Raw genomic sequence first — 15,840 nt, 5'->3', positions numbered from 1 at the left:
AGGGCCTCCGTCCGCGGGGCCAGGGGCTCCGGCCGCGGGCCGGGGAGGTCAGCGGCGCACGATCGGGGTTCCGGTGAGCCGCACGCCGGCCTCGGCCATCTCGGCCAGCCCGGCCTCGGTCGTCTCCGGCGCCACACCCGCGGTGAGGTCGAGCAGCACCTGTACGGCAAAGCCCTGGCGGGTACCGTCCACGGCGGTGGCCCGTACGCAGTGATCGGTGGCGATGCCGACGATGTCCAGCGCGTCCACGCCGTGCCGGCGGAGCCAGCCGGCCAGGGTGGTGCCGTCGTCGGCGACGCCCTCGAAGCCGCTGTAGGCGGCCGCGTGGGCGCCCTTGCTGAACACTTCCTCGATCGGGGCGATGTCGAGTGACGGGTGGAATCCCGCGCCCGCCGTGCCGGCGACGCAGTGCGCCGGCCAGGTGTCCACGTAGTCGGGCCGCTCGGCGAAGTGGGGCCCGGGGTCGACGTGGTAGTCGCGGGTCGCCACCACATGGTCGTAGCCATGCCGTCGCGCGTACCGGCTGATCGCGGCGGCCACCTCGGCGCCGCCTCCCACCGCGAGGCTGCCGCCCTCGCAGAAGTCGTTCTGCACGTCCACGATGATGAGCGCGGATTTCATGCAAAACAGAGTAAAGCGACCGCGAGGGGACCGGCGTCGTCCTCATCCGCCGGTCCCCCCGGGATCAAGTGAAGATAGTAGGGATCGCGGGGTCTCCGGGGGAGAGGCTGTGCGCCATCGTCGGCAGCTCCGCCACCGTCGCGCGATGCCGCGCCCGCGCGTCCTCCAGTGGCTCGCGGCCCACGACCTCGCCGTCCCGGACGAGCTCCGCGAGCAGCGGCCGATGCCTGCCCTCCACCGGCTCGCCCGTGACGATCTCGGCCACGGCCGTGCCGTCCTCGACCGCGCGGTAGGCCCACTTGCGGCCACCCTTGCTGGGCTTGCCGACCGACTGCTTGGCCACCGGACGCAGCACTCCGCCGGCGTCCTCGCGGGCGACCAGCTTGTAGACGAAGTTCGCGGTCGGGTGGCCGGAGCCGGTCACCACGGAGGTGCCCACGCCGTACCCGTCGACGGGGGCGGCGGCGAGCGCCGCGATGGCGAACTCGTCGAGGTCGCCGGTCACGACGATCCTGGTCCGGTTCGCGCCGAACGCGTCGAGGATCCGCCGCACGTCCAGGGCGACCTCGGCCAGGTCGCCGGAGTCGATCCGCACCGCGCCGAGGTCGGGTCCGGCCAGCTCGACCGCCGTACGCACCGCCTTGGCCACGTCGTACGTGTCGACGAGGAGGGTCGTGCCGACGCCGAGCGAGTCGAGCTGGGCGCGGAAGGCGTCCTCCTCGGAGTCGTGCAGCAGCGTGAACGCGTGCGCGGCGGTGCCCGCGGTCGGCACGCCGTACAGGTGCCCGGCCATCAGGTTCGAGGTGGAGCCGAAGCCGCACAGGTACGCGGCGCGGGCGGCGGCGACGGCGGCGAGCTCCTGAGTGCGGCGGGAGCCCATCTCGATGATCGGCCGCCGGCCGGCCGCCTGGACCATGCGGGAGGCGGCCGAGGCGACCGCGCAGTCATGGTTGAGGATCGACAGGATCACGGTCTCCAGCAGGACCGCCTCGGCGAACGTGCCCTCGACGACCAGGACGGGTGACCCGGGGAAGTAGGACTCGCCCTCGCGGTAGCCGTACACCTGGCCGGTGAAGCGGTATCCGGCGAGGAACTCCAGCGTGCGCTCGTCGACGACACGGCCGGCGCGGAGGAACTCCAGCTCCTCGTCGCCGAACCGGAAGTTCTCCAGCGCGTCGAGCACGCGGGCCGTCCCCGCGACCACTCCGTATCGCCGGCCTCCGGGCAGGCGACGGGCGAACACCTCGAAGACCGCCCGGCGGTGCGCGGCTCCCCCGGCGAGGGCGGCCTGCAACATGGTCAGTTCGTAGTGGTCTGTGAGCAAGGCGCTGCTCATGGTCATCTGCACGTGTCGAGACTACGGCGGGTGTGGTGCAGGATGGTTACGTGGGTGCTACCGCTCCGATGGAGGTCGAACGTCCGTCGATGGACGTACGGCCGGATCTGCCGTGGCTGACGATTGTCTGGAATGATCCGGTCAATCTCATGTCGTACGTCACATACGTCTTTCAGACGGTTTTCGGCTACCCACGCCAGAAGGCGGAGAAGCTGATGATGGACGTGCATCACAAGGGCAAGGCGGTGGTCGCCAGCGGCAGCCGCGAGGAGATGGAGCGCGACGCCCAGACCCTGCACTCGTACGGCCTGTGGGCCACGGTCCAGCGGGACAGCTGATGGGTGTGGCGCGTGCGGGGCGGCCCCGAAGGTGTCGGATCGGTGGCGGGCGAGGAGTTCGTCCGCCGTACGGTGAACGGAGTGACGGGTGAGCACCGGCTTCACGCCCGCGGGCGAGGGTGTGTCGATCGTCCTCGACTCCGGAGAGGTGGCGGTTCTCGCGTCGCTCGTCTCCCAGATCCTCACCCTGGTCGAGCCTGGAGTGACGGGTGAGGACCCGCTGGAGCGGGCGCTCGGCATCGGCTCGGGCGAGGTCCCCTCCGATCCCGTGCTCGCCCGGCTGTTCCCCTCGGCGTACGCCGAGGACGACAAGGCGTCGGAGGAGTTCCGGCGCTACACCGAGGCGACGCTGCGCGACGGCAAGCGGGCCGACGCGCAGACGCTGCTGGACACGGCCGAGCCCGGCGTGGTGAAACTCACCGCGGAGCAGGCGGGGGCGTGGCTGCGCGCGCTCAACGACGTGCGGCTCGCGCTCGGCATCCGGCTGGAGGTCACCGAGCAGATCCACGAGGAGATGGCGGAGATGTCGGAGGAGGATCCGCGCTACCCCGCTCTCGCGATCTACGAGTGGCTGACCTACCTCCAGGACACGCTCGTCCGTGCCCTATGGTGAGGCCATGCTGACCATCGCGCGCGAACTGGTGGACAAGATCGTGGCCCATGGGCGGGCGGATCACCCGGACGAGGCGTGCGGCGTCATCGCCGGCCCGGTGGGCTCCGACCGGCCGGAACGGTTCATCCCGATGGAGAACGCCGAGCGCTCCCCGACGTTCTACCGCTTCGACTCCATGGAGCAGTTCCGGGTGTGGCGGGAGATGGACGACAGGGACGAGGAGCCGGTCGTCATCTACCACTCCCACACCGCGACGGAGGCGTACCCCTCGCGCACCGACGTGTCGTACGCGTCCGAGCCGAACGCGCACTACGTGCTCGTCTCGACGGCCTCGGAGGACGACGTGGAGTTCCGCTCCTACCGGATCGTGGAGGGTGTCATAACGGAGGAGCCAGTCAAGATCGTGGAGGCGTACGGCTAGACTGGCGTCATGCCTTTTGATGACGTCCGCCCCGGGCTGTCGTCGGCTGTCCTCCCGGGCCTGGTGTGTCCCGGATCTCCCGTGCAGAAGTTCCTCTTCGCGCACACCCCTTCTGTCGTCGTCTACGACTGTCGCTGAGTTCCGTTCCGCAGCGGAATCGCCGCCTGCCCGCCTCCGTTCCAATGAGGTGGGCTGTTCACCATGACGACCACTGATCAAGGAGACTGACCCGCGATGGCCATCGAGATCCGCATTCCGACCATCCTCCGCACCTACACCGGCGGCGCCAAGGCCGTGGACGGCACGGGTGCCACCCTGGAAGAGTTGATCGGCGACCTTGAGTCGCGTCACCCGGGCCTGCGGGACCGCCTGGTGGACGACTCGGGGCTGCGCCGCTTCGTCAACGTGTACCTCAACGACGAGGACGTCCGGTTCCTCGGCGGACTGAGCACGCCGGTCGCCGACGGCGACACGGTGACGGTGCTGCCCGCCGTCGCCGGCGGCGCCCGCTAGGCGAGAGCCGTACCAGCATGCGTTTCGACTCGCTGATCGACTCGGTCGGCCGCACGCCTCTGGTCGGCCTGCCGCGCCTGTCCCCCTCGGACGACGTGCGGATCTGGGCCAAGCTGGAGGACCGCAACCCGACCGGGTCGATCAAGGACCGCCCCGCGCTGTGGATGGTCGAGCAGGCGGAGAAGGACGGCCTGCTCACCCCCGGCTGCACCATCCTGGAGCCGACCTCCGGCAACACCGGCATCTCGCTGGCCATGTCCGCCCGGCTCAAGGGATACAAGCTGATCTGCGTCATGCCGGAGAACACCTCCGAGGAGCGCCGCCAGCTCCTGCGCATGTGGGGCGCCGAGATCATCTCCTCGCCGGCGGCGGGCGGCTCCAACGAGGCGGTCCGGGTCGCCAAGGGGCTCGCCGCCGAACATCCCGACTGGGTGATGCTCTACCAGTACGGAAACCCCGCCAACTGGCGCTCCCACTACGAGTCGACCGGGCCGGAGATCTTCGCTGATCTGCCGACGGTCACCCACTTCGTGGCGGGCCTGGGCACCACGGGCACGCTCATGGGCGTCGGGCGCTACCTGCGGGAGAAGGTGCCCGACATCAAGATCGTCGCGGCCGAGCCCCGGTACGGCGAGCTGGTCTACGGCCTGCGCAACGTGGACGAGGGGTTCGTCCCCGAGCTCTACGACGCCTCGGTGCTGACCACCCGCTTCTCGGTGACCTCGGCCGACGCGCTGCGCCGGACCCGGGAGCTGCTCGCGACCGAGGGGATCTTCGCCGGCATCTCCACCGGATGCGCCCTGCACGCCGCCCTCGGCATGGCGCGCAAGGCCGTACAGGAGGGGGAGCGGGCCGACATCGTGTTCATCGTGGCGGACGGCGGCTGGAAATACCTGTCCACCGGCGCCTACGAGGGCACCCTCGACGAGGCGGAGGATCGGCTCGAAGGCCAGCTCTGGGCCTGAACCCCTGGACGGCGTTTCGCTGATCTTCACGTCGGCGGGGATCCGTGAGACCCGCGCCGACACGTGACCGAGGGCCGGTTCCGATCTGATCGGAACCGGCCCTCGACGTTTTCCCAGGCCCGAACGGGTCAGTTGAACAGGACGCGGAGCGTGAAGCCGGCGTTCTCGCCGGAGATCCGGCCGCTGAGGCCCACCGCCCGCAGCACCTGGAGGTTGGCCCGCTCCTCGGCCTGCAGGTCGCCGAGATAGAACTCCTCGAACCGGTCGAGGTCGGCGTACAGGCCGAAGGTGGCGTTGTCGGCGCCGGGCACCGCCAGCCGGAACGCCTCTTCGTCGCCGAGGGCGCCATCGGTGGAGAGCGTCTTCGCGTAATCCTGCGAGGTCGCCACGACCAGCTTGCCGTCCCCTTCGGCCTTGACAAGCTCGGGCGCGACCCCGCCCTCGGCCGCGGACGACTCAAGCTTGGTCAGGACCTCGCGTGCCTTGGCCGGGTCGGTCCGCAGCACCACGCCGGCGTTCGGCTGGTCGCCGGTCAGGCCCTCACGGTCCACCGCCACGGTGGCGCTCTCGCCGAGCAATGTGACCAGGTCGTCCGGCAGCTTGATGCCGTACTTCTCGGTGGACTGGGTGAGGGTGCGACCGTCGGCGGTCTCCTCCACCGCCGTCCGCAGCTTCGCCCACTGCTCGCGCACCATGTCGCCCAGGCCGGAGACGCCGAACGCGGCGGCGGTGGTGGCGGGCAGCTCGCCCAGCTTGACGGGCTTGACGTCGGTCTCGGCCGGCTTGAGGCCGGTGCCGCTGACGAACCCCGTCAGCTCGGCGTAGTCGTCCCCGAACCTGAGGGCTCCGGTGAACCGGCTGTTCCGGACCAGTTCGGCCGCGGCTCCGTTCTGCGCCTCGCTCTTGGCGATCGCGCCCAGGTCGGCCCAGAAGGACAGCACGCCGGGCTCGCCGAGCGCGTCCGTGTCGCCGGCGAACCGCTCGTTCTCCGACAGCGGCGCCGCCTTCGCGTACTGGTCGGCTTCCGCCTGGCTGCGAGCGAGGATCGCGTATCCGTCGCGGAAGGCGATGCCCGACCCGCTCTCCTTCGTGCCGGCGCCCAGCTTGTTCAGGCCCGCGCGCGCCGCGGCCTCGTCCTTCACCTGTACCGCGAGCGCGACGCTCTCGCCCGCCCGGTCCTCGGAGGTCTGGGGCAGCACGGCGAAGCCCACGCGGTCGCCCAGCCAGGGCTCGACGTCCTTGGCGTAATCGACCCCGTCGAGCTCGCCGCCTGCCTCGCGGAGCACCTTGAACAGGGACTCGCGGGGATCGTCCCCGGAGAAGACGTCCTTGGTAACGGAGAACTTGCGCGCGATGCCGAACAGCGCGACCTTCTGGTTGGCCGCCGGGTCGAGGTCGAGCCGCAGGTAGCCGATGGCGTTGCCGGGAAGCACGTCGTGGGGCTGGGTTCCGCCGCCGCTGAGCACGCCGGCGGCCCACACGCCGCCTCCGCCGACGACGCACACGAGCACCGCCGCGACCAGCGCGATGATCCAGCCGCGGCCGCGCTTGGCGGCGACCGGCGGGCCGGGCGGCGTGGTCGGCGGGCCGAGCTCCTCCGGGTGCGGCCACTGCTGGGTGTGCCCGTCGCCGAAGGGCTGCTGCTGCGGGTACGGCTGCGGCCTCTGATTGGGGGTTGTCCGATCGGGATCCTGGCCGTGAGGGAACGGCGGGATATCGGCAGGCATCTCTCTCTCACATGTCCGGTGACAGTGGGCAACTCTCAACGTAAGTAGCAACCGTAGCGAAATGCGTGCAGTTCGGTTGACCCGAAACAGGGCGGATGTCGAGGAGCCGTTAAAGTACTGATTACTAGAACAACATTCGGGAAGCGGGGGCGCGGTGACCAAGTTCGACGAGGCGACGCAGGCGATCAAGGTGGACGACACGACCTACGACGTCTGCCTGGACGACGGATACGCCATCGGCGGCCCCCTCAACGGCGGCTACCTGATGGCGGTCATGCTGCGGGCGGTGACCGACTCCTCGCCGCACCCGCACCCCGTCTCGACCTCGGCCCAGTTCCTCAAGCCCATCCCGCCCGGACCGGCCACGGTCAGACTGGAGCGCCTCAAGACGGGCCGGACCGCCGCCATGACGCGCGCCACCCTCGTCCGGGACGGCGAGCGGTACATCGAGATCCTGGTCACCACGGCGACGCTGGACCCGCAGGCCGCGCCCCACTGGTCGGGCGCGCCCCAGGTCGCCATGCCCGATCTCGCCGACTGCCTGCGGCTTCCGCCGCCGAAGCCGGAGTCGAACATGACGCTCGGCGCTCAGGTGGACCTGCGGTTCGATCCGAGCTCGATCAGCTGGCTGCACGGCGCCCCGAGCGGACGGCCCGAGTCGCGGGCGTACTTCCGGATGGTCGAGCCGCAGGATCCGGACCCGTACATCATCGCGCTCGCCGTGGACGCGCTGCCGCCCGTCGTGTTCTCGGCCGGCGGCCGGGGGTGGGCGCCGACCGTCGAGCTGACCTGGTACCTGCGGGCGCTGCCCGCGCCCGGCTGGCTGACCGTGCTCGGCAGCGGCAGGCTGGTCAGCGACGGCTGGTTCGACGAGGAGATCGAGGTGTGGGACTCGGCCGGCCGCCTGGTCGCCCAGTCCCGCCAGCTCGCCCGCGTCGGCCGCGGCTGAGCCGGGGGCTGTGTCATGGACCCCCTGCTGCTCCGAGTGTGAGGCCCACGACGGCTCCGCCGCCCGAGCGGTTGGCGGCGAAGGGGGCACCGCCGTGGCGGTGTGCGACGTCCTTGACGATGGCCAGGCCCAGGCCGGAGCCGGGCAGGTCGCGGGTGGCGATCGCGCGGTAGAAGCGGTCGAAGACGCGCTCCAGGTCGTGCTCGGCGATGCCGGGGCCCCGGTCGCGGACCTCGATCCGGCCGGCCTCCATGACCAGCTCGATCGGTTCGGTGCCGTCAGGGTCGAACTTCGCGGCGTTGTCGAGCAGGTTGGAGATGGCGCGCTTGAGTGCCACCGGGCGCGCGGTGACCACGGCGGGGGCGGCGCGTACCCGGATCTCCCGCCCGCTGCGGCGCCTGGCCATGGCCGCCGCCTCTTCGGCGACGTCGGCCAGCTGGATCTCGACCGGCTCTTCGCCCTCGTGCTCGCCGGCGGCCAGCTCCAGGAGCTCGTCGACGAGGGTGGTCAGCTGGCGCGACTCCTGGGTCAAGTCCCGTAGGAGGTTCTCCCGCTCCGGCGGCGGCAGCTCGCCCAGGCGGGGCAGGATCGCGATGTTCGCGCGCAGGCTTGTGAGCGGCGTACGCAGTTCGTGCCCTGCGTCCTGGACCAGACGTTGCTGGTCGTGCTTGGCGTGGGCGAGACGGCCGAGCATGTCGTCGAAGGAGCGGCCGAGCCTGCCGATCTCGTCCTCGCCGGTGACCGGCACGGCCACCTCCAGCTTGCCGGTGGAGGCGACCTCTTCGGCGACGGCGGTCAGCCGGATCAGCCGCCGGGTGCTCCTGCGGGCCAGCCACCATCCGCCTACCGCCGCGATGACGACGACGGCCCCGGCCAGGAGCATGACACGCCGGCCCAGCTGGGCCAGGAGCCCGTCGGTGTCGCTGAGCCGCTGGGTGATTCTGATGGCACCACGGCCGTCGCCGAGTGGCATGGTGGCGGTGCGGTAGCGCACGCCGCCGATGGTGAACTCGCCCCGAGGCCCGTAGCCGGGCTGGCGGTCGGTGCCCGGCCGGTCCAAGGGGAGCGGGGCAGGGCGCTGCGCGGCGGACTCGGGACCCAGGATCTGGATGCTGATCCGGGCGGCCCGGAACAACTTGGGCAGCAGGTTCTGGCCGGGGTTGTCGGTGATGAGGTCGTCGGCCGCGAAGCGTCCCTGCCGCACCTGGATCCGCAGGTCGCTGACGATCCCCGCGAAGAGGGCCTTCTCGTCGGCGCGCACCATGTCGGCGGCGGTGTCGTAGCTCAGTCCGCCGACGAGCACGATGACCAGCGTTCCCATGGCGGCGAAGCCAAGCGCCAGAGTGGTGCGCAGGCTGCGACGGCTCATGGTCGCCTCAGGGCGTAGCCGACCCCGCGCACGGTGTGGATCAGCGGCGGCCGCCCGGGCACGTCCAGCTTGCGGCGCAGGTAGCCGACGTAGACGACGAGGTTCTTGGCCCCGGGGCCGAAGTCGTAGCCCCAGATGCGCTCGTAGATGGTGGTGTGGCTGAGCACGATGCCCTGGTTGCGGGCCAATAGTTCGAGCAGGTCGAATTCGGTGCGGGTGAGGGCGAGCTCGCACGGGCCGCGCCAGGCACGCCGGGCGGCGGGGTCCACGCGCAAGTCGCCGACCTGGATGACGGCGCCGTCCTGGCCGTGCCCGGCGCGACGCAGCAGCGCGCGCAGGCGGGCCAGCAGTTCGAGGGGTTCGAACGGCTTGGGCAGGTAGTCGTCCGCGCCGGCGTCCAGGCCGGCCACCCGGTCGGAGGTCTCGACCCTCGCGGTGAGCATCAGGATCGGCGTCTGGTCGCCTTCGGCGCGCAACACCCGGCACACGCCGAGCCCGTCGACGCCCGGCATCATCACATCCAGCACCAGCACATCAGGGCGGCGATCATGTGCGGCGGCCAGGGCCTGGACGCCGTCGGCCACGGCGATCACCTCGTACCCTTCCAGGCGGAGGATGCGCACCAGGGAGTCCCGGATGGGCCGGTCGTCCTCAGCGAGCAGCACGGTGTAGGTCACCACCGAATTGTGGCAATGACAGCACGTTTGTCGGTGATTTCTTGCCATCCTCTTGCCTTGCTCACGTGGTGCTGTAGCCCGGCCCGGCCACGCTGATGTGCCATGACAATGGACGACAACGCGGGAGAGCCCGTCATCCGGGTCGAGGGCCTGCGTAAGGAGTACGGCAGTGCGGCGGCACTGGACGGAGTCTCCCTGGAGATCCGCGCGGGGGAGTCCGTGGCGGTCATGGGCCCCTCGGGCTGCGGTAAGTCGACCCTGCTCAACATGGTCGCGGGCCTGGATCGACCGACCTCGGGCACGATCCTGGTGCACGGGCAGGATCTGGGCCGGCTGGACGAGACCGGCCTGGCGCTGTTCCGGCGCCGGCAGATCGGCATGATCTTCCAGTTCTTCAACCTCATCGACGACCTGCCCGCGCTGGACAACGTCGCTCTGGCCGCGCAGCTGACCGGCACCCCGGCCAGGCAGGCGCGCCTGCGCGCACTGGAGTTACTCGAGGAACTCGGCGTGGCCGGGCGCCGCGACAACTACCCGGCGACGCTGAGCGGGGGCGAGCGTCAGCGGGTAGCGGTCGCCAGGGCTCTGATGAACCGCCCTGCCCTCCTGCTGGCCGACGAGCCGACAGGAGCGCTGGACAGCGGCTCCGGCCGGCAGGTGATGGACCTGCTGATCGAACTCAACCGGCTCGGCCACACCCTGCTGATCGTCACCCACGATCCGCAGCTGGCCACCCGCTGCGCCACCCGGCTGGTCGAGTTCGCCGACGGCAGGGTGGTGCGCCAGAGCGCCCTGGAGACGACCCCATGAGCGCGGTGTGGCAGGCCGCGCGCGCGGCGGTACGGCGGCGCAGACTCCAGACCGTGGTGATCGGGCTGGTCGTGCTCGCTTCCAGCACCACCAGCATGCTCGCTCTGGGGCTGCTCGACGCCGCCACCTCCCCCTTCGACAAGGCATTCGGCCAGCAGAACGGTGCCCACGTGGTCGCCGTCTTCGATACCGCGAAGGTCTCGCGCGCCGAGTTGGAGAAGACCACCCGGCAGGAGGGCGTCGAGGCCGCGGCCGGTCCTTTCGACCAGTCGATCATCGTCGTCCCCAAGGGCTCGCCCGCCGTGCCCGCCGGACCTCTCGTCGTAGCGGGCCGGGCCGACCCCGCAGGTGCCGTGGACCGCGTCGAGGTCGTCCAGGGGCGCTGGCCCTCCGCCCCCGGAGAGATCGCCATCAACCAGGGCTTCAACGTCCCACCCAAGCCCGGCGCCCTGGGATCGAAGCTCAAGCTGCCCGGGGGAACGTCACTGACCGTCGTCGGCTTCGCCACCAGCATGAGCCGATCCGCCGGTGCGTGGGTGCTCCCCGAGCAACTTGCGCTCGCCCCGGCCACCAGCCAGATGCTCTACCGCTTCGCATCGGCGGCGACGGAGCAGCAGATCCGCACAAGCCTGGCCACCATCACCGCGGCGCTGCCGGAGGGGGCCTTGAGCAGCTCTCGCTCCTATCTCTCCGTCAAGGCGGCCTTCTCCGGCCAGAGTGAGGACTACCTGCCCTTCATGACGCTCTTCGGCGTCCTCGGACTGGTGGTCGCGGTCCTGATCGTCGGCAACGTGATCAGTGGCGCGGTCATTTCGGGGTTCAGGCACATCGGCGTGCTCAAGGCGCTGGGCTTCACCCCCAACCAGGTGGTCGCGGTCTATCTCACCATGGTCTGCCTGCCCGCCGTGGCCGGCTGCGTCCTGGGAATCACGCTCGGCGCCCTGCTGACCAAACCCGTTCTGCAGGCCGCCTTCGAGGGCATCGAGACCGGCACTGCCACCATCGGGATCAGCGCCTGGGTTCCGATCGGCGTCCTGATCGCCATGCCCGCGCTGGCCGGCCTCGCCGCACTGATCCCCGCACTGCGGGCGCGCCGGCTCTCGGCCACCCGCGCCCTCAACGCGGGCAGCGCGCCGCGCACCGGCCGCGGGCTGCGGGCGCAGCGCCTCCTCGGCGCGACCCGACTGCCGCGTTCCCTCAGCCTGGGCCTGGGCCAGCCGTTCGCCCGCCCTGGACGCTCCCTCATGGCCATGGGTGCCGTCACCGTAGCTGTGACCACGGTGACCCTCTCCACCGGCCTGACCAGCACACTCGTCGCCTTCGCCGAAGCCGGCGGCACCGGCGCGGCCACCGAGTTCTACGTGCGCGCCGGCAGGCCCGGACTCGGGCAGCCGACGCGGAAGCTGAGCGACCAGGAGACCGAGAAGATGCTCCGCGCCCTGCCCGGCACCCTCAAGGTCACCGCGGGCGTCTTCGTCGGCGTGGACCTGGCCGGCTACCAGCAGCAGCCGCTCGACGTGCAGTTCCTGCGCGGGGACACGCCCAGCCTGGCCGACCAGATAGTCAAGGGCCGCTGGCTGGAAGGACCGGGCGAGGTCATCGTCCCGCCGGCATTCCTGTCCCAGCGGGGCCTGAAGATCGGCGATGAGATCACCCTGACGCTCAAGGGCAAGCAGGAACCGGCCACCATCGTCGGAGAGGTCATGGACGGCGGGCCCCGCTTCATCTGGTCCTCCTGGCAGACGCTGGCAGCGCTCGCCCCGAAGATCCCAGCCGACCTCTACCACGTCCAGCTCAAGCCCGGCGCCGACCCCAAGGCCTACGCGAAGGCGGTCCGATCCGCCGATCCCGGACTGCGTGCAGAAATCGACGCGGACCTGGGCGAGTCCATCAGTACTCCCACTGTGGTCGGTTTCGCCTCGATCTTCACCGTGCTGCTCACGCTGGTCGCGGCGCTCGGCGTCTTCAACACCGTCCTGCTGAACACGAGGGAGCGTCGCCGCGACCTGGGCATGCTCAAATCGATCGGCATGACGCCGCGGCAGGTCACGGTGATGATGACGGCCTCCATGGCGCTTCTGGGCACAGTGGGAGGGCTGCTCGGCATCCCCATCGGGATCGCCGGACACCGCATCGCTGTGGACAGTGTCGGCTCGATCGTCTTCCCCGAGTCAGCGAAGGCGGTCTGGCATGTGCCGCAGCTGGCCCTGTTGACCCTCGCGGGCCTGGCGATCGCCGTCCTCGGCGCGTTCGCTCCCGCGCGGTTGGCGGCGCGCCTGACGATCTCCAAGGTGCTCCACACGGAGTAGCCGCTACGCGAAGCCACCCGGCGCGAAACCCACCGGCGGTGTGAGCATTCTTACCCTCAGCGAATCGCCGCCGGTCCCCTAACCTTGGGACTCATGCCGGAGAACAGCAGGCCGATCGGGATCTTCGACAGCGGGGTGGGCGGCCTCACCGTCGCCCGCGCGATCATCGATCAGCTCCCGCACGAGCCCATCGTGTACGTGGCCGACACCGCGCGCCAGCCGTACGGGCCGAAGGCGATCGCCGAGGTCCGCAGGTACGCCCTGGAGGTCATGGACCACCTGGTCGAGCACGACGTCAAGATGCTCGTCATCGCCTGCAACAGCGCCAGCGCGGCCGTGCTGCGCGACGCGCGCGAGCGGTACGACGTACCGGTGGTCGAGGTGATCCAGCCGGCCACCCGGCGGGCCGTACGCGCCACCCGCAACGGCAAGGTCGGGGTGATCGGCACGCGGGCCACGATCGCGTCGATGGCCTACCACGACGCGTTCGCCGCCGCGCCCGACGTCGAGCTGATCGGGGTGCCCGCGCCCCTGCTCGTCGACTTCGTCGAACGCGGCGAGACGATGAGCGACGAGCTCATCGAGGTGATCCGCGGCTATCTGAAGCCGATCCAGGACGCCGGCTGCGACACGCTGATCCTCGGCTGCACCCACTATCCGCTGCTCACCGGCGCGGTCTCGTACGTCGCCGGGGACGGCGTCACGCTCGTGTCCAGCGCCGAGGAGACGGCCAAGGACGTCTTCCGCATCCTGCACGACCGGGGGCTCGCCGGCGCACCGGGCGAGCCGCCGCGGCACGTCTTCCGCGCGACGGGCGAGACCGCCCTGTTCGAGCAGCTCGGGCGGCGCTTCCTCGGCCCGGAGATCCAGACGGTCGAGCTCGCCCCGGTCGGCGACGGCTCATCCGCGGGCTCGAAAGACGGTGTGGGAGACGGCTCTGGAGACGGCCGGCCGGCCTCCTCGGCTCACGGCGGCGACGGCTCCGGCGAGGGGAGGACCCGATGAAGGTCACGATCGTCGGCTGCTCCGGCAGCTTCCCCGGCCCGGACAGCCCCTCCTCCTGCTACCTGCTGGAGGCGGAGGGGTTCCGCCTGCTCCTGGACTTCGGCAGCGGCTCGCTCGGGGCGCTGCAACGGCACACCGGCCTCTACGACGTGGACGCGGTCTGCCTCTCCCACCTGCACGCCGACCACTGCCTCGACCTGTGCGCGTACCACGTCGTGCGGACCTACTCCCCGGACGGACCGCTGCCCAAGGTGCCGGTCCACGCCCCGGCCGACGCGTCCCGCCGGCTCAACGCCGCCTACGCGATGCCGGACGAACCCGTCATGGAGCGATCCTTCGACTTCGTACGGCTCCAGCCCGGCACCCGGCGCATCGGTCCCTTCGAGGTGGTCGCCGCGCCCATGAACCACCCCGTCGAGACGTACGGCTTCCGGGTCTCCCACGCCGGGCGCACCGTGGCGTACTCGGCGGACACCGGCGAGTCGGCGGAGCTCGTCACGCTGGCCCGCGACGTGGACCTGCTGCTGTGCGAGGCGTCCTTCGTCGAGGGGCCGGGAGAGCGGCCCGACATCCACCTCACCGGACGGCAGGCGGCCGAGCACGCGGCGCGGGCGGGGGCGCGGAGCCTCGTGCTGACCCATCTCGTGCCGTGGTACGACCCCGAGCGGGTACTCGCCGACGCGGACGCGGGCGGCTACCGCGGACGGACCGAGTTGGCCCGAAGCGGTGCGGTATATGACCTAGGGTGAAGGTCATGGCTCGTGCAGACGGACGTCGACCCGATCAGCTTCGCCCCGTGACGATCACCAGGAACTGGCTCGCCCATGCCGAGGGTTCCGTGCTCGTCGAGTTCGGCGAGACCAAGGTGCTGTGCGCCGCGACGGTGGAGGCCGGCGTGCCGCGCTGGCGCAAGGGCAGCGGCCTGGGCTGGGTCACCGCCGAGTACGCCATGCTGCCCCGCTCGACCAACACGCGCAGCGACCGCGAGTCCGTCCGCGGCAAGATCGGCGGCCGGACGCACGAGATCTCCCGCCTGATCGGCCGCTCACTGCGCGCCTGCGTGGACTACAAGGCGCTCGGGGAGAACTCCGTCGTCCTCGACTGCGACGTGCTGCAGGCGGACGGTGGCACCCGCACCGCCGCCATCACCGGCGCCTACGTCGCGCTCGCCGACGCGATCGCCTGGATGCGCGCCAAGAAGATGTGCCCGGGCAACCCGCTGGTCACCTCCGTGGCCGCCGTCTCCGTCGGCGTCGTCGGCTCCGCGCCGATGCTCGACCTGTGCTACGTCGAGGACGTCAAGGCCGAGACCGACATGAACGTGGTGATGACTGGCAAGGGCGACTTCGTGGAGGTCCAGGGCACCGCCGAAGGCGCGCCCTTCGACCGCGCCGCGCTGGACGGCCTGCTCGACCTCGCCGCCGCCGGCTGCGCCGAGCTCACCCGCCTGCAGACCGAGGCGCTCGCCTGAGCAGCCCGTACGGCCCGGCCGCCCCTGGCCGGTAGCAAGGGAGAAAGAATGCACAAGGTCGTCCTGGCCACCCGAAACGCCGGGAAGGTCGCCGAGCTGCGCGGGATCCTGGCCGAGACCGGCGCGCCGATCGAGATCCTGGGGATGGACTCCTTCCCCGAGATCCCGGACGTCGCCGAGACCGGCCTCACCTTCTCCGAGAACGCGCTGCTCAAGGCGCACGCCGTCGCCTCGCGTACCGGCCTGCCCGCGATCGCGGACGACTCCGGCATCTGCGTGGACGCGCTGAACGGCATGCCGGGCATCTTCTCCGCGCGGTGGGCGGGCGCCCACGGCGACGACAAGGCCAACCTCGACCTGCTGCTCGCCCAGGTCTCCGACGTGCCGGACGGGCGCCGCCATGCGCAGTTCGCCTGCACCGCCGCGCTCGCGCTGCCGACCGGCGAGGAGCACGTCGTCGAAGGCGTGATCGGCGGGGTTCTGCTCCGTGAGCCGCGCGGCACCGGCGGCTTCGGCTACGACCCGATCTTCGTGCCCGACGGCGAGACCCGGACGACCGCCGAGTTGTCGCCCGAGGAGAAGAACGCGATCAGCCACCGCGGCCGGGCCTTCCGGGCGCTCGCCGCCGACCTCCCCGAGCTGCTGCGCACGTCCGCCTGACCACGTCCCCGGAGCCGATCTCCGCATGGGCTCCCGGTCGTGGCCGCGGAGGCATA

Annotated in this window: 18 protein-coding genes; 13 read left to right on the top strand and 5 right to left on the bottom strand. The window is 71.0% G+C overall.

Annotated elements, in window-relative coordinates:
• Positions 1–48: 48 nt before the first annotated feature.
• Both ACQP1V_RS36980 and ACQP1V_RS36975 read right to left on the bottom strand, forming a co-directional pair.
• Positions 49–621 (bottom strand): nicotinamidase, encoded by a 573-nt coding sequence (locus ACQP1V_RS36980; RefSeq protein WP_433415228.1) that lies wholly within the window; start codon positions 619–621, stop codon positions 49–51.
• A 64-nt stretch (positions 622–685) separates the two neighbouring features.
• Positions 686–1,969, bottom strand: a complete 1,284-nt coding sequence (locus ACQP1V_RS36975; RefSeq protein WP_433415226.1) for a nicotinate phosphoribosyltransferase — start codon at positions 1,967–1,969, stop codon at positions 686–688.
• Positions 1,970–2,025: 56 nt separating this feature from the next.
• On the opposite strand from ACQP1V_RS36975, the gene clpS reads away from it, so the two are divergent.
• The 6 genes from clpS (at position 2,026) to ACQP1V_RS36945 (ending at position 4,807) form a co-directional block, all read left to right on the top strand.
• On the top strand, positions 2,026–2,295 hold the full coding sequence (clpS, locus tag ACQP1V_RS36970; protein ID WP_387411765.1) for an ATP-dependent Clp protease adapter ClpS: 270 nt from the start codon (positions 2,026–2,028) through the stop codon (positions 2,293–2,295).
• 88 nt (positions 2,296–2,383) lie between these two features.
• The gene (locus ACQP1V_RS36965; RefSeq protein ID WP_067124914.1) at positions 2,384–2,908 is read left to right on the top strand and encodes a DUF2017 domain-containing protein; all 525 of its coding nucleotides are present in this window, start codon (positions 2,384–2,386) and stop codon (positions 2,906–2,908) included.
• A gap of 4 nt (positions 2,909–2,912) precedes the next feature.
• The gene (locus ACQP1V_RS36960) at positions 2,913–3,329 is read left to right on the top strand and encodes a Mov34/MPN/PAD-1 family protein (RefSeq protein WP_067124911.1); all 417 of its coding nucleotides are present in this window, start codon (positions 2,913–2,915) and stop codon (positions 3,327–3,329) included.
• 9 nt (positions 3,330–3,338) lie between these two features.
• Positions 3,339–3,467, top strand: a complete 129-nt coding sequence (locus tag ACQP1V_RS36955; RefSeq protein WP_387411598.1) for a hypothetical protein — start codon at positions 3,339–3,341, stop codon at positions 3,465–3,467.
• 96 nt (positions 3,468–3,563) lie between these two features.
• Complete coding sequence (locus ACQP1V_RS36950; RefSeq protein ID WP_067124908.1) at positions 3,564–3,842, top strand: MoaD/ThiS family protein; 279 nt, start codon at positions 3,564–3,566, stop codon at positions 3,840–3,842.
• 17 nt (positions 3,843–3,859) lie between these two features.
• Positions 3,860–4,807, top strand: coding sequence for a PLP-dependent cysteine synthase family protein (locus ACQP1V_RS36945; RefSeq protein WP_067124906.1), 948 nt, complete (start codon positions 3,860–3,862; stop codon positions 4,805–4,807).
• Positions 4,808–4,935: 128 nt separating this feature from the next.
• On the opposite strand, the gene ACQP1V_RS36940 is transcribed toward ACQP1V_RS36945, so the two are convergent.
• The gene (locus ACQP1V_RS36940) at positions 4,936–6,534 is read right to left on the bottom strand and encodes a DUF3352 domain-containing protein (RefSeq protein ID WP_433415223.1); all 1,599 of its coding nucleotides are present in this window, start codon (positions 6,532–6,534) and stop codon (positions 4,936–4,938) included.
• A 154-nt stretch (positions 6,535–6,688) separates the two neighbouring features.
• Here ACQP1V_RS36940 and ACQP1V_RS36935 point away from each other — a divergent pair, with 154 nt between their 5' ends.
• Positions 6,689–7,483 carry a thioesterase family protein gene (locus ACQP1V_RS36935; RefSeq protein ID WP_387411594.1) on the top strand — a complete coding sequence of 265 codons (795 nt, stop codon included), beginning with the start codon at positions 6,689–6,691 and terminating at the stop codon, positions 7,481–7,483.
• A 13-nt stretch (positions 7,484–7,496) separates the two neighbouring features.
• On the opposite strand, the gene ACQP1V_RS36930 is transcribed toward ACQP1V_RS36935, so the two are convergent.
• Positions 7,497–8,852: an ATP-binding protein gene (locus ACQP1V_RS36930; RefSeq protein WP_433415221.1), complete on the bottom strand. Its 1,356-nt coding sequence runs from the start codon at positions 8,850–8,852 to the stop codon at positions 7,497–7,499.
• On the bottom strand, positions 8,849–9,529 hold the full coding sequence (locus ACQP1V_RS36925; protein WP_433415219.1) for a response regulator transcription factor: 681 nt from the start codon (positions 9,527–9,529) through the stop codon (positions 8,849–8,851). The genes ACQP1V_RS36930 and ACQP1V_RS36925 overlap by 4 nt, the downstream gene beginning before the upstream one ends.
• A 102-nt stretch (positions 9,530–9,631) precedes the next feature.
• Between ACQP1V_RS36925 and ACQP1V_RS36920 the strand changes: the two genes are divergently transcribed.
• From ACQP1V_RS36920 to ACQP1V_RS36895, 6 genes are all read left to right on the top strand, one after another.
• Positions 9,632–10,339: an ABC transporter ATP-binding protein gene (locus ACQP1V_RS36920; RefSeq protein WP_067124892.1), complete on the top strand. Its 708-nt coding sequence runs from the start codon at positions 9,632–9,634 to the stop codon at positions 10,337–10,339.
• Complete coding sequence (locus ACQP1V_RS36915) at positions 10,336–12,648, top strand: ABC transporter permease (protein ID WP_433415217.1); 2,313 nt, start codon at positions 10,336–10,338, stop codon at positions 12,646–12,648. The genes ACQP1V_RS36920 and ACQP1V_RS36915 overlap by 4 nt, the downstream gene beginning before the upstream one ends.
• A 93-nt stretch (positions 12,649–12,741) precedes the next feature.
• Complete coding sequence (gene murI, locus ACQP1V_RS36910; RefSeq protein ID WP_387411585.1) at positions 12,742–13,653, top strand: glutamate racemase; 912 nt, start codon at positions 12,742–12,744, stop codon at positions 13,651–13,653.
• Positions 13,650–14,402, top strand: coding sequence for an MBL fold metallo-hydrolase (locus tag ACQP1V_RS36905; protein WP_433415214.1), 753 nt, complete (start codon positions 13,650–13,652; stop codon positions 14,400–14,402). The genes murI and ACQP1V_RS36905 overlap by 4 nt, the downstream gene beginning before the upstream one ends.
• Before the next feature lie 5 nt (positions 14,403–14,407).
• Positions 14,408–15,124: a ribonuclease PH gene (gene rph, locus ACQP1V_RS36900; RefSeq protein ID WP_067125962.1), complete on the top strand. Its 717-nt coding sequence runs from the start codon at positions 14,408–14,410 to the stop codon at positions 15,122–15,124.
• Positions 15,125–15,172: 48 nt separating this feature from the next.
• Positions 15,173–15,784: an XTP/dITP diphosphatase gene (locus ACQP1V_RS36895; protein ID WP_433415212.1), complete on the top strand. Its 612-nt coding sequence runs from the start codon at positions 15,173–15,175 to the stop codon at positions 15,782–15,784.
• Positions 15,785–15,840: the final 56 nt, after the last annotated feature.

Source organism: Microtetraspora malaysiensis, assembly GCF_050947145.1.
Lineage (GTDB): Bacteria > Actinomycetota > Actinomycetes > Streptosporangiales > Streptosporangiaceae > Microtetraspora_A > Microtetraspora_A malaysiensis.
Note: the sequence above shows the minus strand (reverse complement) of the source record. Positions and strands in the feature narration are given on the sequence as shown.

Bases quoted from the DNA above. Each gene is read 5' to 3' on its own strand.
- ACQP1V_RS36895 (WP_433415212.1), top strand. From the start codon at position 15,173: ATGCACAAGGTCGTCCTGGCCACCCGAAACGCCGGGAAGGTCGCCGAG.
- rph (WP_067125962.1), top strand. From the start codon at position 14,408: ATGGCTCGTGCAGACGGACGTCGACCCGATCAGCTTCGCCCCGTGACG.
- ACQP1V_RS36960 (WP_067124911.1), top strand. From the start codon at position 2,913: ATGCTGACCATCGCGCGCGAACTGGTGGACAAGATCGTGGCCCATGGG.
- ACQP1V_RS36915 (WP_433415217.1), top strand. From the start codon at position 10,336: ATGAGCGCGGTGTGGCAGGCCGCGCGCGCGGCGGTACGGCGGCGCAGA.
- ACQP1V_RS36945 (WP_067124906.1), top strand. From the start codon at position 3,860: ATGCGTTTCGACTCGCTGATCGACTCGGTCGGCCGCACGCCTCTGGTC.
- clpS (WP_387411765.1), top strand. From the start codon at position 2,026: ATGGAGGTCGAACGTCCGTCGATGGACGTACGGCCGGATCTGCCGTGG.
- ACQP1V_RS36940 (WP_433415223.1), bottom strand. From the start codon at position 6,534: ATGCCTGCCGATATCCCGCCGTTCCCTCACGGCCAGGATCCCGATCGG.
- murI (WP_387411585.1), top strand. From the start codon at position 12,742: ATGCCGGAGAACAGCAGGCCGATCGGGATCTTCGACAGCGGGGTGGGC.
- ACQP1V_RS36905 (WP_433415214.1), top strand. From the start codon at position 13,650: ATGAAGGTCACGATCGTCGGCTGCTCCGGCAGCTTCCCCGGCCCGGAC.
- ACQP1V_RS36950 (WP_067124908.1), top strand. From the start codon at position 3,564: ATGGCCATCGAGATCCGCATTCCGACCATCCTCCGCACCTACACCGGC.
- ACQP1V_RS36920 (WP_067124892.1), top strand. From the start codon at position 9,632: ATGACAATGGACGACAACGCGGGAGAGCCCGTCATCCGGGTCGAGGGC.
- ACQP1V_RS36980 (WP_433415228.1), bottom strand. From the start codon at position 621: ATGAAATCCGCGCTCATCATCGTGGACGTGCAGAACGACTTCTGCGAG.
- ACQP1V_RS36955 (WP_387411598.1), top strand. From the start codon at position 3,339: ATGCCTTTTGATGACGTCCGCCCCGGGCTGTCGTCGGCTGTCCTCCCG.
- ACQP1V_RS36930 (WP_433415221.1), bottom strand. From the start codon at position 8,852: ATGAGCCGTCGCAGCCTGCGCACCACTCTGGCGCTTGGCTTCGCCGCC.